5 protein-coding genes are annotated in these 14238 nt (G+C 73.8%); 3 read left to right on the top strand and 2 right to left on the bottom strand.

The annotated features are described in order from the left end of the window. Nucleotides 1-25: 25 nt before the first annotated feature. The 3 genes from J3R08_RS20580 (at nt 26) to J3R08_RS20570 (ending at nt 7461) form a co-directional block, all read left to right on the top strand. Complete coding sequence (locus tag J3R08_RS20580) at nt 26-5485, top strand: type I polyketide synthase (protein WP_064445432.1); 5460 nt, start codon at nt 26-28, stop codon at nt 5483-5485. A gap of 87 nt (nt 5486-5572) precedes the next feature. Then, nucleotides 5573-6625: an ABC transporter ATP-binding protein gene (locus J3R08_RS20575; RefSeq protein WP_043322803.1), complete on the top strand. Its 1053-nt coding sequence runs from the start codon at nt 5573-5575 to the stop codon at nt 6623-6625. Further along, nucleotides 6622-7461, top strand: a complete 840-nt coding sequence (locus tag J3R08_RS20570; protein WP_043322806.1) for an ABC transporter permease — start codon at nt 6622-6624, stop codon at nt 7459-7461. Before J3R08_RS20575 ends, J3R08_RS20570 begins: the two co-directional genes overlap by 4 nt. Nucleotides 7462-7570: 109 nt before the next feature. On the opposite strand, the gene J3R08_RS32495 is transcribed toward J3R08_RS20570, so the two are convergent. Both J3R08_RS32495 and J3R08_RS20560 read right to left on the bottom strand, forming a co-directional pair. Next, a complete protein-coding gene (locus tag J3R08_RS32495) occupies nt 7571-10393 on the bottom strand; it encodes a LuxR family transcriptional regulator (protein WP_209962505.1) in 2823 nt (940 codons plus the stop codon). 513 nt (nt 10394-10906) lie between these two features. Then, nucleotides 10907-13762, bottom strand: coding sequence for an AAA family ATPase (locus J3R08_RS20560; protein WP_209962503.1), 2856 nt, complete (start codon nt 13760-13762; stop codon nt 10907-10909). Nucleotides 13763-14238 lie beyond the last annotated feature (476 nt).

The raw sequence follows: 14238 nt of genomic DNA, 5'->3' as shown, positions 1-14238 counted from the left end.
CCCGGCCGGCCCTGAGGAGCGCCCGATGAATGTTTCCCTGGACGAGGTCGTCGGCGCGCTGCGTGCGTCCCTGCTCGACAACCAGAAGCTCAAGCAGCAGAACCAGCAGCTCACCGCCGCGCTCAGCGAACCGGTGGCGATCATCGGCATGAGCTGCCGGTTCCCCGGCGGTGTCGGGTCACCCGAGCAACTGTGGGACCTGGTGGCCGCCGGCGGCGACGCGATGTCGGCGTTCCCGGACGACCGGGGCTGGAACCTGGGCGCGCTCTACGACCCGGACCCCGACCCCGACAGCCGGGGCACGTCGTACGTGCGTGAGGGCGGGTTCCTCTACTCCGCCGGGGACTTCGACCCGGCGTTCTTCGGCATCAGTCCCCGCGAGGCCCTCGCCATGGACCCGCAGCAGCGGCTGCTGCTGGAGACCGCCTGGGAGGCGTTCGAGCGGGCCGGCATCGACCCCACCCGGCTGCGCGGCGCGCCCACCGGTGTCTACGCGGCCACCAGCAGCCAGGGTGACTACGCGGCCCTGCTCACCGGGGTCACCGGCGGCGTCGAGGGCTACCTCGGCACCGGCAGCGCCGCAGCCGTGGCGAGCGGCCGGATCTCCTACGCTCTCGGGCTGGAGGGGCCGGCGGTCACCGTGGACACCGCGTGCAGCTCGTCGCTGGTCGCGCTGCACCTCGCCTGCCAGGCGCTGCGGCTGGGCGAATGCACGATGGCGCTGGTCGGCGGGGTGTCGGTGATGGCCACCCCGACCGTCTTCGTGGAGTTCTCCCGGCAGCGGGGCCTGTCCACCGACGGCCGGTGCAAGTCGTTCGCCGCCGCCGCCGACGGCACCGGCTGGTCCGAGGGGGCCGGCATGCTGCTCGTCGAGCGGCTCTCCGACGCCCGCCGCAACGGCCACCCGGTCCTCGCCGTGCTGCGCGGCAGCGCCGTCAACCAGGACGGTGCGAGCAGCGGGCTGACCGCTCCGAACGGCCCGTCGCAGCGCCGGGTGATCCGGCAGGCTCTGGCGAACGCGGGGCTGGGTGCCGACCAGGTCGATGTCGTCGAGGCGCACGGTACGGGCACCACGTTGGGTGATCCGATCGAGGCGCAGGCGCTGATCGCGACGTATGGGCAGGGTCGGTCCGCGGATCGGCCGTTGTGGCTCGGCTCGGTGAAGTCGAACATCGGGCACACCCAGGCGGCGGCGGGTGTGGCCGGGGTGATGAAGATGGTGCTGGCGATGCGGCACGGGGTGCTGCCGCCCACGCTGCACGTGGACGAGCCCACCCCGCACGTCGACTGGTCGGCCGGGGCGGTGTCCCTGCTGACCGGCCCGCAGCCATGGCCGGAGACCGGGCAGCCACGCCGGGCCGCGGTCTCCGCGTTCGGCATCAGCGGCACCAACGCACACGTCGTCATCGAGCAGGCCGCCGCGACGGACACCGACGACGTCCGGCCGGCCGGTACGCCCGCCCCGCCGGTACCGTGGATCGTCTCGGCCCGCTCCGCACCGGCCCTGGCCGGGCAGGCGCGGCGGCTGCTGGCGCATCTGGCCGATCACCCCGATCTGACCCCCGCCGACGTGGCGTACTCGCTGGTCACCACCCGGGCGGCCCTGCCGTACCGGGCAGCGGTGATCGGCGGGGACCGCGACGCGCTGCGGGCCGGCCTGCACGCGGTCGCCGAGGAGCGCGACACCCCCGGCGTGGTGCGAGGCGTGGCCCGCCCGGCCGGCAAGGTCGCGTTCCTCTTCACCGGGCAGGGTGCCCAGCGCCTCGGCATGGGCGCCGAGCTGTGCCGCCGGTTCCCGGTCTTCGCCGCCGCCTTCGACGAGGTGGCCGGGGAGCTGAACCGGCACTTGAGCCGGCCGCTGCGGGAGGTGGTCTTCGCCGAGGCCGACTCGCCCGGCGCGGATCTGCTGGACCGTACCGAGTTCACCCAGCCGGCGCTGTTCGCCTACGAGGTCGCCGCATACCGGCTGGTCACCGCCTGGGGGCTACGCCCGCAGTTCCTGCTCGGCCACTCGGTCGGCGAGCTGGCGGCGGCACACGTCGCCGGGGTGCTGTCGCTGGCCGACGCGGCGACCCTGGTGGCCGCCCGGGCCCGGCTCATGCAGCAGTTGCCGCCCGGCGGGGCGATGCTGGCGGTGCAGGCGTCCGAGGCGGAGGTGGTCCCGCTGCTCGACGAGCGGGTGTCCCTGGCCGCCGTGAACGGCCCCCGGTCGGTGGTGCTCTCCGGCGACGAGGAGGCCGTGCTCGCGGCGGGGCGGCGGCTGTCCGCCGAGGACCGGCGGTCCCGTCGGCTGCGGGTCAGCCACGCCTTCCACTCCGCCCGGATGGACGCCATGCTGGCCGACTTCCGGATCGTCGCGGAGAAGGTCGCGTGGCACCCGCCGAACCTTCCGATCGTCTCCGACCGCACCGGCGAGCCGCTCACCGCCGCCCAGGCCACGGACCCGGGCTACTGGGTCGACCACGTCCGGGACACCGTCCGTTTCCACGCGGGCGTCGCCACCCTCGCCGCCGGCGGCGTCGGAACCTTCGTGGAACTCGGCCCCGACAGCGCCCTGACCGTGCTGGCCCGGGAGTGCCTGCCCGACATGGAACCGGCGGCCTTCGTGCCGCTCGCCCGCCGGGACCAGCCGGAGGCGACCACGCTGCTCGGCGCGCTGGCCGCGGTCGACCTGCGCGGTGCCGGGGTCGACTGGGCGGCTCCCTTCGACGGCAGCGACGCCGCGCGCGTCGAGCTGCCCACCTACGCCTTCCACCGCGAGCGTTTCTGGCCGGACCCGCCCACAGTGGATCTCATCCCGCCCGCCGCGACCGGAGAGGACGAGGAGTTCTGGGCGGCCGTGGCGCAGGGACGACCGGCCGAGCTGGCCGCCGAGCTCGGCCTGCCCGCCGACCGGCAGGACGCGCTCGCCGACGTGCTGCCCGCCCTCGCCTCCTACCGGGACCGGCGGCGTCGCGGATCGGAGCTGGACGGGCTGCGCTACCGCGCCGACTGGGAACGCGTCGACCTGTCCCCGGCCCGTACCACGCCGACCGGCCGATGCCTGCTGGTGGCCGGGGCCGGCACCGACGCCACCGCGGTGCTCACCGTGCTGCGCGCCGAGGGCCTGGAGCCGACGCTGGTCACGGTCGGAGACGACCTGGACGCCGTCGCCCGGGCCTCGCTCGCCGACGGCACCTGGTCGGTCGTGGTCTCGCTGCTGGCGGCGCAGGACCCGGCGGCCGGCGCGGGAACCGGCGCGCTCGCCGGGACGGCCGCGCTGGTGCGGGCCCTCGCCGCTGCGGGGAACGGCACGCCGATGTGGACCGTGACCCGGGGCGCGGTGGCCGTCGACGCGCACGACGCCGCTCCCGGCGTGGCCGGGGCGTACCTCTGGGGCCTGGGCCGGGTGCTGGCGCTGGAGCAGCCGCGCGTGTGGGGCGGGCTGGTCGACCTGCCGGCGGAGCCGGACGACGTCGCGCTCGCCGCGCTCGCCCGGGTCGTCGCGTCCGGCGGCGACGAGGACCAGGTGGCGGTACGCGCCGGCGGGGTGTATGCCCGGCGGCTCCGCCGGGCCCCGGCCGGCGCCACCGATACGGACTGGCGGCCCCGCGGCGCGGTCCTGGTGCACGGGTCCGCGCAGGTGCGTACCCCGCACCTGCTGCGCTGGCTCGCCGAGCGCGGCGCGTCGCACCTCGTCCTCGTGGGGCCGGTGGCGGATGCCGACCCGCCCGGCCCGGACGTCACAGTCACCGCCGTCGGCGACCTGGACGGGCTGCCCGAGGTGCTGGACCGACTGGCCGCCACCGGCAGCGAGATCCGCACCGTCCTGCACGTCGCCGACTCCGACGGGGCCGGCGACCCGGTGGCGGTGCTGGACCCGCACGAGCTGGCCGACGCCGTGGCCGCCCGTACCGCCGCCGTGGAACTGCTCGGGCGGGCCTGCGCCGGCCTGCCGGTCGACGAGTTCGTCGTCTTCGCCTCGACGGCCGCCGTCTGGGGCAGCGGGGGAGCGGCGGTCGCCGCCGCCGTGGGCGCCGGGCTGGCGGCGCTGGCCGCGGGCTGGCGTGCCGCCGGCCGCCCGGCCACCGTCGTCGCGTGGGTGCCCTGGGCGGACGAGATCACCGACGCGGCGCAGTTGCGCCGCCGGGGGGTCCGGCCGCTGCCCGCCGACGTGGCCCTGTCCGCGCTGGGGCAGGCTCTGGTCCGCGGCGACGACCAACTGGCCGTGGCCGACCTCGACTGGCCCGCGTTCGTGCCGGCCTTCACCGCCGTACGGCCCAGCGCGCTACTGCGCGGCGTGCCCGAGGCGACGGCCGGCGCGGAGCCGGGGGCCGGCGACGCCGCGACCGATCCCGCCCGCGCGCTGCGCGAGCGGCTGGCCGGCGTTCCGGCCGGCGACCGGCACCGGATCCTGCTGGACCTGGTCCGGGCGCGGGTGGCCACCGTCCTCGGGCACGCCTCGCCCAACGCGGTCGAGGCCGACCGGGACTTCCTGGAACTCGGCTTCGACTCGCTGACCGCACTGGAACTGCGCGACGCGCTGCGCCAGGAGACCGCGGTGGAGCTGTCGGCGACCCTGCTCTTCGACCACCCCACCCCTACGGAGCTGGCCGTTCACCTGCTCGGCCAGCTCCTCGGCGCGGACGACGCCGGTGGACCTGCCGGGGAGAGTGCCGGCGGCGGACTGCTCGGTGGGTTGTTCAACCAGCCGAAGGCGCGCGAGGACCCGGCCGGGTATGCCGAACTGCTGGTCAAACTCGCCCAGTTCCGCCCCCGCTTCCGCGAGCCGGCGCAGCTCACCCGCCCGGCCGGGATCCTCCGGCTGGCCGAGGGCGGCGCCCGGGCGCAGTTGGTGTGCTGCTGCACGATGTCGCTGCTCTCCGGCGCGCACGAGTACGCCCGGCTGGCCGCCGGCTTCCGGGGCGTACGTGACGTGTGGGCCCTGCCCAACCCCGGGTTCGGCGTGGGCGAGGAGCTTCCCGCCGACCTCGACGCGCTGCTGCGGGTGCACGCCGACACGGTGCTGCGTACCGTCGGTGCCGGCCCGTTCGTGGTGGCTGGTCACTCCGGTGGTGCGATGGTGGCCAACCTGCTCGCCGGGGAGCTGGAACGCCAGGGCCGCCCGCCGGACGCGGTGGTGCTCATGGACACCTACCCGGCCGACAGCGAGGTGCTCGGCGGGTGGGTGCCGCAGCTTCTCGACGGGATGATCGACCGGGACACCGCGTACACGCCGATGGACGACTGGCGGACGACGGCGTGGGCGGGCTACCTGCCGCTGTTCCTGGACTGGCAGCCGACCGAGATGGCGGCGGCGACCCTGCTGGTGCGGGCCACCGAGCCGCTGGGGGAGTGGGACGGCGAACCGGACGGCTGGCGGTCGCGCTGGCCCTACCCGCACGAGGCTGTCGACGCGGCCGGCGACCACTTCAGCATGGTCGCCGACCGGGGGCCGGAACTCGCCGGCACGGTCCAGCGCTGGCTGGCCGCGCGGGGTCTGTGACCGGTTCCGCCCCTGGCGTGCCCCTAGCGCCCCCTATCGGCACACATACATCTATCGGACCGACGTTCCAGGACGGAGCATGACGACGTGGACGAGGCAGTGGTGGTCACGGAGCTGGTCAAGCGGTACCAGCCCAACATGCCACCGGCGGTGGACGGGCTGAGTTTCTCCGTCGCCGCCGGTGAGGTCTTCGGCCTGCTCGGGCCGAACGGTGCGGGCAAGACGACGACGATCGGGGTGCTGACCACACGGGTGCGGGCCACCTCGGGCCGGGCCCGGGTGTGCGGCGCGGACGTGATCGGCTCGCCCGCCGCCGCCCGGCAGTTGCTGGCGGTCGTACCGCAGCGGGTGAACCTGGACCGGGCGCTGACCGTCCGGCAGAACCTGCTGTTCCACGCGGCCTACCACCGGGTGCCCCGGGCGCAGCGCATCCGGCGGGCGGACGAGTTGCTGGACCAGATGGGGCTCAAGGACTTCGCGAACCACCGCACCGACTTCCTGTCGGGCGGCCTCGCCCAGCGGACGATGATCGCCCGCGCGCTGATGCACTCGCCCCGGGTGCTCTTCCTCGACGAGCCGTCGGCGGGCCTCGACCCGCAGTCCCGGCTCTTCGTGCACGACCGGATCGCCGAGCTGAAACGGGACGGCGTGACAGTGGTGGTCACCACGCACGACATGGACGAGGCGGAGAAGCTCTGCGACCGGGTCGGCATCGTCGACCACGGCAAGCTGCTCACCATGGACACGCCGTCCGCGCTGACCCGTACGCTGCCGGGCAGCAGCACCCTGACCCTCGTGGTGACCCCCGGCGCCTCCGCCGAGGAGGTGCGGGCCGCGCTCGATGCGATCCCCGACGTGGAGCAGGTGGAACACTTCAAGATGACCGCCAAGGTGCCCGTCGCCGCGCCGGCGTTTCCCGGCATGCCGGCGATGCCGGTGCCCGCCCCGGTCCCGGACGCGCCCGCCGACTCGGACGCCCCCCTGTCCTTCCGGGTCTACACCAGCGGTCAGCCGGCCAACGCCATCCCGATGGCGATGAAGATCCTCGCCGACCTGGGTTGCGAGGTTCGTGACCTCAACATCGGCCAGCCCAGTCTGGAAGATGTCTTCATCCACCTGACCGGAAGGGAACTTCGGTGAGCGTCACCGCCCCCGCCCCCCCGTCCGCGCCGTCACCGCCCGCGGCGCCGCCGCCGGTGCGCGCGCTGGACCAGCTCGCCACCTTCCGCGCGGTGCTCTCGCGGGACCTGTTCGTCACCGGCCGGGAGCTGATCGGCTTCCTGCTCCAGGTCTTCATCCAGCCGCTGTTCATGCTGCTGATCTTCGGCAAGGTGCTCAGCGACCTGGGCTACGCCAGCGACGACTTCTCCAACGTGCTGCTGCCCGGCGTCATCGCGCTGAACGCCTTCCTGATCGGCCTGGAGAACACCGCGCTGCCGATGATGATGGACTTCTCCTTCACCCGGGAGATCGAGGACCGCCTCCTGGCGCCCATGGCGACCCCGCTGGTGGCGCTGGAGAAGATCGTTTTCGGGGGCATCCGTGGCCTGATCGCCGGTGTGGTGCTGATCCCGGTCGGCATGCTCATGCTCGGCGTCACCTGGCCCTGGGCGGTGGTGCTCAAGGTGGTCGGGGTGTTGGCGATCGGCGCGCTGGTCGGCGCGGCGGTCGGTCTCGCCTTCGGCACCCTGGTGCCCACGCAGCACATCCAGATCATGTTCACCGTGGTGATGACCCCGATCATGTTCACCGGCGCCACCCAGTTCCCGCTGCTCGGCCTGGACTCGCTGCGCTGGTATCAGGTGATCTGTTCGCTGAACCCGCTGACCTACATCAGCGAGGCGACCCGGTCGCTCGTCGGCCCGCCGGGGGTCGAGTCGCTGCCGCTCTGGCTGTGCATGTGTGTCCTCACCGGGGTCTTCGTGGTGTTCTCGGCGATCGGCATGCGTGGCTTCATGCGCCGCGCCATGGACTGACCGCCCGGACGCGATCCGCCGAGGGCCCGAACCGCAGATGCGGTTCGGGCCCTCGCTTTCGCCCCGTGTCGCAGGGGGGCCGGTGGTCACCGCGCCCCTGCGACAGCCGTCAGGACGTGGCGCTCTGTGCCTCGTCGGCCAGCGTCTCGGCATACACGACGAGCCGGGACGGCAGGTCGGTCCGGCGCTTCACGTCGAGCTTGCGGTAGACCCGGGTCAGGTGCTGCTCGACAGTGCTCACCGTGATGAAGAGCTTGCTGGAGATCTGGCGGTTGGTGTGGCCGTGTGCGGCCAGCGCGGCAACGCGCCGCTCGGCGTCGCTCAGCCCGTCGTCCGGTTCCTGGAGTTCGGCGGCGGCCGGGTACGCCGGCAGTCCACTGCCCGGCTCCCGGCGGATCAGCCGCTGAGCCAGCACCGACGCCCCGCAGTCCTGCGCGAGCTGGTAGGCGCGGCGGACGAGCAGCCGGGCGCGGGCGGAGTCTCCGGCGCGCTGCAGCGTCTGACCGGTGTCGCCGAGGGCGCGGACGAGCTCCAACCGGTCGCCGCTGGACTGGAGCAGGTTGACCGCTTCGGAGAGCAGCTTGCGCCGGTGGTCCTGGGCGGCGGTGGTGGCGAGCAGGCGCAGCGTACGGCCCCGGGTCCGGTCGTCGACCCCGTGCGGCACCCGCAGTTGCTCCTGCAGGAGCTGCATGGCCTGCGTCTTGTTGCCGACGCTGAGCTGCACCCGGGCCAGCTCCAGCCGCCACGGCACCAGTCCGGCCGCGTCGATCCCCCACGTGCGCATCAGCTCGCCGCAGCGCCGCAGGTCGGTGGTGGCGGCGTGCGGCCGGCGTACGGCCAGGTGGTGCCGGCCGCGTGCGGCCAGGTAGTGCAGGCCCAATGGGGTGCGGAAGATGCCGGGCGGGGTCGGGTGGGCCAGCCACCGGTCGGCCTCGGCGAACCGGCCCGACTCCGTCGCGGACGCGATCAGGGTGGACAGCGGTCCGGCGATCGCCACTCCCCAGGCGGGGGCTGACATGTCCTCCAGGGCCGCGCGGGCGTGGTGCTCGGCACCGGGCAGATCGCCGACGCGCAGGGCCGCCTCCGCCCGGATCGCCCGGATCACCGCCCGCCAGCCCGGCGCGTGCTGAACCACCGGCCGGTCGAGCAGCACGTCGCCCCAGACCACGGCCCGGTCCGACCGGCCGGCCCAGAGCAGCGCCAGCAGGGGCGCGGTCAGCAGGCCGAGGGCGCCGTCGTCCGTGTGGTGGCGCTGCAGGATCTGCTCGGCGGTCGGCGCCGTGTCGTTGTCGGCGGTCGGCGTCAGCGCGGTGCCGAGCACCGTGACCGCCTGCAGGAGCGGGCTGACGGTGGTCGGGGCGCCGGCCGCGCGGCTCCAGGTGGCCGGCGTCTGCCGTACGCTCGCCAGGTGGTCCGGGTGGGAGAGGGAGACCAGAAGCTGCATGATCCGCAGGCGGCCGGGCGGGGTGGCCGGAGCCTGCTCCTCGTCCGCCGAGAAGCCGCTGACGGCCTCGGCAGCCTCGTCGACGCGGCCCTGCCAGAGCAGGTACGGCACGGCGGAGAGGCTCGCATCGGTGGACCAGCCGGCGGCGCGCGCCGTCTGCACCAGCTCCGTCAGCTGCCCGTTCACCGTCAACGGGTTGAGCTGCCAGCGGGCATTCACCAGCATCTCGGTGGTGGCGGTGCGTTGCCGCTCGTCCACCGGCGCGCTGGCGAGCAGCCGCAGGCAGGCCGCCGCCACGTCGGGCCGGCCGGACGAGAGCGCGTGACCGGCGGCGTCCTGGAGCACCGGCACCCGCCAGCCGGCCACCGTCGCACCGGCGGCCACGAGGTGCTCGGCTACCACGCTCGCCTCGGCGCCGCGGTCGTGCAGCACCTCGGCGGCCCGCTGGTGCAGGGCGCGCCGCTCGTCGGCCGACATGTCAGCGAGGATCGAGTGCAGGATACGCGAGTGGCGTAGCTGGTCGGACTCCATCAGACCCGAGGTACGCAACACCCGCACCGCCGGGACCGTGGTCGCGGGCATCACGTCGAGGAGGTGGCCGAGCAGTTCGGCCGACGCGGGCCGGTCGAGCACGGCGAGCGCCTGGGCCACCCGGCGTACCCCGGGCTCGTGGCGGTAGAGGCACCCGAGGACGGCCTGGTCGAACGCGTCACCGACGGACGGAAGGTCGTGGTCGCTGCCCCCGCCACCGGCCCGTTCGTCGAGCAGCGCCCGGGTGAGCAGTGGATTGCCTCCGGTCATCCGTACGTAGTGTTCCGCGGTCCTGCGGGTGTCGGCGTCGTCGACGGCGCCCTCGACCAGCCGGGCGACGGCGTCGACGGTCAGTGGTGGCAGGCCGATCCGGGAGAAGTGCGGCTGGCTGAGCAGCTCGGCGCGGAACAGCTGGTGCGGCGGGCGCAGCGTCGACGCCTCCGCGAACACGACCATGATCCGGGCGTGGCGCAGCCGCCGGGTCACGTAGAGCAGGCAGTGCAGCGAGGCCGGGTCCGCGTGGTGCACGTCGTCGACGAGGAGGACCAGGGGCCCGTTGGCCGTCAGGTCGATCAGGGTGGTGAAGAGGCCGTGCAGCAGGGGTGCCCAGGCCCGGTCTACGTCAGACGCCTCGCCGCCGACTTCGGGCAACGGCACCGCGGAGGTGGCGTCGCGCAGCAGCTTCCCGACGTGGGCGGCGGCCTCCGGGGCGAGTCGTGCACTGTGGAACAGCTGCCCGACGACTCCCAGGTGGAGACCGCGCTCCGCCCGCGAGCCGGTCGCGCTCATCACCTGCCCGCGGGAGCCGGCCGTCCACTCGCCGAACGACTCCAGCAGGCTGGTCTTGCCGCTGCCCACGGCACCGGTGACCAGCGCGACGTGTCCGCGCTGCTGCTCTTCGCACGCGTGGAACACGCGCCGCAGACGGGTGATCTGTTCCTCTTGCTGAACCAACACCTGCGCGTAAGCCCTCCTTGTACGCGGCGCGGGCCTGGAAACGCCGGTGCGGCCCGACACCGCCACCCCTGCCGGAGACAGCCGCCCCTCCGCCCGCGTCTCGACGGGTAGGGGTGGAGCGCGCCGGGCGGCCACGCCGGGTGGACCTGAAATCCTTCGTCGGACCGGTCTTCTCGCCGTACGGTCCGCGTGTCGAGGCGAGTCTGGCACCGGCATGATGGTGCGACAACGGGCGTGAGACCCCATCGTTTCGCATCCAAACCTGCGGGCCCCGGAAGGCATTTAGGGGTTGCGCGGTTCGGGGTGATGGGTGTTGGAGCCGATCGGCCCGGGGGAGGCGACACGCCGGTGAGCGGCTGGTGCCGGGGCGTACGGCTCGATGGTGCCACACCGCGACTCCCGGCGCACGCCGATGATACCCACAGTGGTGGTGAGCGAACTCTTCGCGACGGTCGGCGAGGGTGACGGTCGCGTGACGCCCGTCGGCTGTTCCGTGCGGAAGCCCGACCGGGATCAGCGCGGCCGAGGGCCGGACGGACGGCCGCCCGGGGGGTCCGTGCCCCGCGTCAGCGGATCCAGCACCGTCGTGCCGGAGCGGTCGAACCGCAGCCGTCCGGCGAGTTCGCCGCGCGAGTTGACGTCCAGCTTCCGGTAGATGCGCGTCATCCGCTGTTCGATCGCGCTGACCGTCAGGAAGAGCTTCTCGGCGATCTCACGATTGGTGTGACCCTGGGCGGCCAGGGTGGCCATCCTGGATTCGGTGTCCGTCAGGCCCTGGACCAGGACCGCCGCATCCGCCCGGCTGCCGGTGGCGCCGTCCCTGGTGGACAGGGCGCTGGGCCACAACGTCGGGATGCCGCACTCCTCCGCGAGGGACCGGGCCGACCGGGTCGCGGCGCGGGCCTGCCGCCGGTCGCCGGCCTGCTCGTAGGCGTGACCTAGGTCGGCAAGGTTGTGCGCCAGTTCCATCCGGTCGCCGCACTGCCGCAGCAGCCGTACGGCGCTGCGCAGGTGCGGGATCCGTTCCTGTCCCTCCTCGGTCGCGGCCAGAACCCGCAGGGCCGCGGCCCGGTACCGGACATGGACGGGCCGCAGCCGGGCCAACTCGTCGCGCACCAGCTTGCGCGCCTGCAGACGGCGGCCCATCCGGAGCAGTGCCCGAGCCGACTCGGTGCGCCACGGCACCAGGCCCGAGAAGTCCAGCTGCCACCGCTGCATCAGCTGCCCGCAGAGCTGGAAGTCGGCCAGCGCGGCCTCGGGGCTTCCCGCGGCGAGGGCGTGCGTCCCGCGGGCGTGCAGGTAGTGCAGCCCGAGCGGGGTCTCGAAGATCGCCGGCGGCACCGGCACCTGAAGGCAGGCGGCCGCCGTGTCGAGCTGGTCCATATAGGTCAGCGCCCGTATCCGGACGGCGAGAGGTATCCCGATCACCACCCCCCAGCCTTTCGGCGAGAGCTGCCCCAGTGCCTCGTCGGCCAGCTTGCCGGCGCGGGGGAGGTCGCCGAGCCGGCCGGCGACGGCGGCCCGCAGGGCGGTGAGCGTGGCCGAGGGGGTGGGGTGGTGCGGGGTGGCGAGGTGGCGGTCCAGCCGGTCGCACCAGTCGTCGGCCAGGTCGAGCTGGTCGGCGTAGATCATGGCGATGAGGGCGCAGATGACCCTCCACATGTGCGGTTCGTCGTCCGGCCCGGTGGTCGACAGTGTCCGCTCGGCCTGCTCGACCACGCCCGCGTCACCCCGGGCCAGCACGCCGGACAGCAGGATGACTCCGCTGAGCCCGTGCTTGACCCGGGCCAGCGTGAGCGGATCCCGCGCGGCCACGGCGGGCGCGGGCCGGTCGACCATGACCCCGGGATAGAGCGTCGAGATCCAGCCGGTGATGATGAGCAGCTCGGCCACGGACTGCGGATCGGCGGGATCCGACCGCTCGCTGAGGTGCCTGACCAGGTCGACGGCCTTGTCGATCTCACCGTGCCAGAGGAGGTACTGGATGGGACCGGCGGCCTGTTGGCTGCCGAGGTGCCCGGCCCGGATGGCGGTGGCGACGCTGACCAGGTGGGGGATCGTGGCCTGCGGGTCGAGTCGCCACTCGGCGCGCGCCAGCGCGGAGCGGATCCGCGCCCGCAGACACTCGCCGACGCCACTGCGGTGCGCCCGGCGCAGGTACCGCAGGGCGGTCTCCACCTCGCCGTCGAGCAGCGCCTGCTCGCCGGCGTCCAGCAGGGTCTGCGCCATCCAGGGTTCGGCCAGCTCGCCGATGTCCACCAGGTGCGGCGCGATCCGGGCCGGGGGCGCGCCGTCGTCGTGCAGCAGGCGGGCTGCTCCCAGATGCAGCCGTACGCGTTCCTCGGCGGTCATCCCGTCGATCACGGCCTGGGTCACAGCCGGATGGCGCAACCCCTGTTCGTCGATCAGCCCCGCGCTGGTCGACTTGTCGACAGCGCCCAGCGCGGGGTGCAACCGGGCGTCGACGAGATGCGGCAGCAGGCTGCCGTGCAGCGGCTCGCCGGTCACGGCGAGCACCCGGGCGGCGTTGAGCACCAGGCGGTCGCAGCGGTACAGGCAGCTCAGCACGGCCTCCCGGAACGACTCGCCGACCGCCGGGGCGCCGGCGGACCGTGGCGCGGCTGCCTGGTCATCGGCGAGCGCGTGCACCAGGAGCGGATTCCCGCCGCTGATCCGGTGGCTCTCCTCGGCGATGCTGCGGGCGAGCGGGATGTCGAGCCGCTGGGCGAGCAGCTGGAACGTCCCCTCGGCGGTGAGCAGCGGCAGGCGGATGCGGTGCAGCTTCGCCGGTTGCAGCATCTCGGCGTGCACGTCCGCCTGCCACGGCCGGGTGCGTGGCGCCTCCGTCAGGACCATCAGCACGGATAGGCCGGAGAGCCGCCGGGCCACGTAATCGAGACAGCGCAGCGACGGCACGTCCGCGTGGTGGATGTCGTCCACCACGATGACCAGCGGCCCCCGCGAGGTCAGTTCGAGCAGGGCGCGCCCGATGGCGGCGGTGAGCCGGGCGTTCTCCGCGTCCGCCGGATCGGCGTCGCTCCATGCGAGGGCGCCCGCGTCCAGCAGCCGGGCGAGGCGGGCCCGGATGTCGGGGGCGTCCGCGGCGCACGACGGCACCGCGCGGACGAGCTGCCGGACGACCTCCAGCGGTACGCTGCGCTCCGCGCGGGAGGCGCTCGCGCCGATGACCCGTGCTCCGGCGTCGCAGGCGCGCCGGGCGAAGGCCTGTGAGAGCGCGGTCTTGCCGGAGCCGACCGGGCCGGTCAGCACGGTCACCGGCCGGTCGGTCGGCGAGGTGCCGCCGCGGAGCAGGTCTGCGAGTCGGCGCTCCAGCAGGCCGAGCTGGCTCGAACGCTCGGTCAGCTCCATCACCGCCCCCTCCGGGGGAGGGCCGGGTGCCCGGTGCGGCCCGACAGCTCGACCAAATTGGAGACCGGCAATTCTTGACCCATTCCATTATCGGCAAGGATCGACTGGTGTCGAGCCTTGCCGGTGCGCCATCGACCGACTTGACCGGTTGGCTGCTGCGAGCCGTGTTCCCGTGTGCGTCGGCGATAATTCCCCAGCTCTCTCGGGGTCGACACTTCCTATCGACCTGCTTGATGGTGGGAGTATGGCAGTTGGGCAATTGGGCGGCAAGCCGAGTTGTGTAAAGGATGGGCAAACATGGGTTACTTGTCTCGGGTGACCCGACCGGGGGTGGCGACGGAAAGTCGCCGGCTGGTCCCGTACCGTGACAGAGCGCTCTCCTGAGCCGATGGTTCCGCTTATTCGGCCCGCCTGCTGATTGGCGAATGGGCTCTTCCGTGCTAATCCGACGTCCGGGCGTTACCGGTCGCTCTCGC

Source organism: Micromonospora sp. HB375, assembly GCF_017872985.1.
Classification (GTDB): domain Bacteria; phylum Actinomycetota; class Actinomycetes; order Mycobacteriales; family Micromonosporaceae; genus Micromonospora; species Micromonospora chalcea.
The sequence above is the reverse complement of the archived record's forward strand: the minus strand, read 5'-3'. Positions and strand labels throughout refer to the sequence as shown.

Bases quoted from the DNA above. Each gene is read 5' to 3' on its own strand.
- J3R08_RS20560 (WP_209962503.1), bottom strand. From the start codon at position 13,762: ATGGAGCTGACCGAGCGTTCGAGCCAGCTCGGCCTGCTGGAGCGCCGA.
- J3R08_RS20580 (WP_064445432.1), top strand. From the start codon at position 26: ATGAATGTTTCCCTGGACGAGGTCGTCGGCGCGCTGCGTGCGTCCCTG.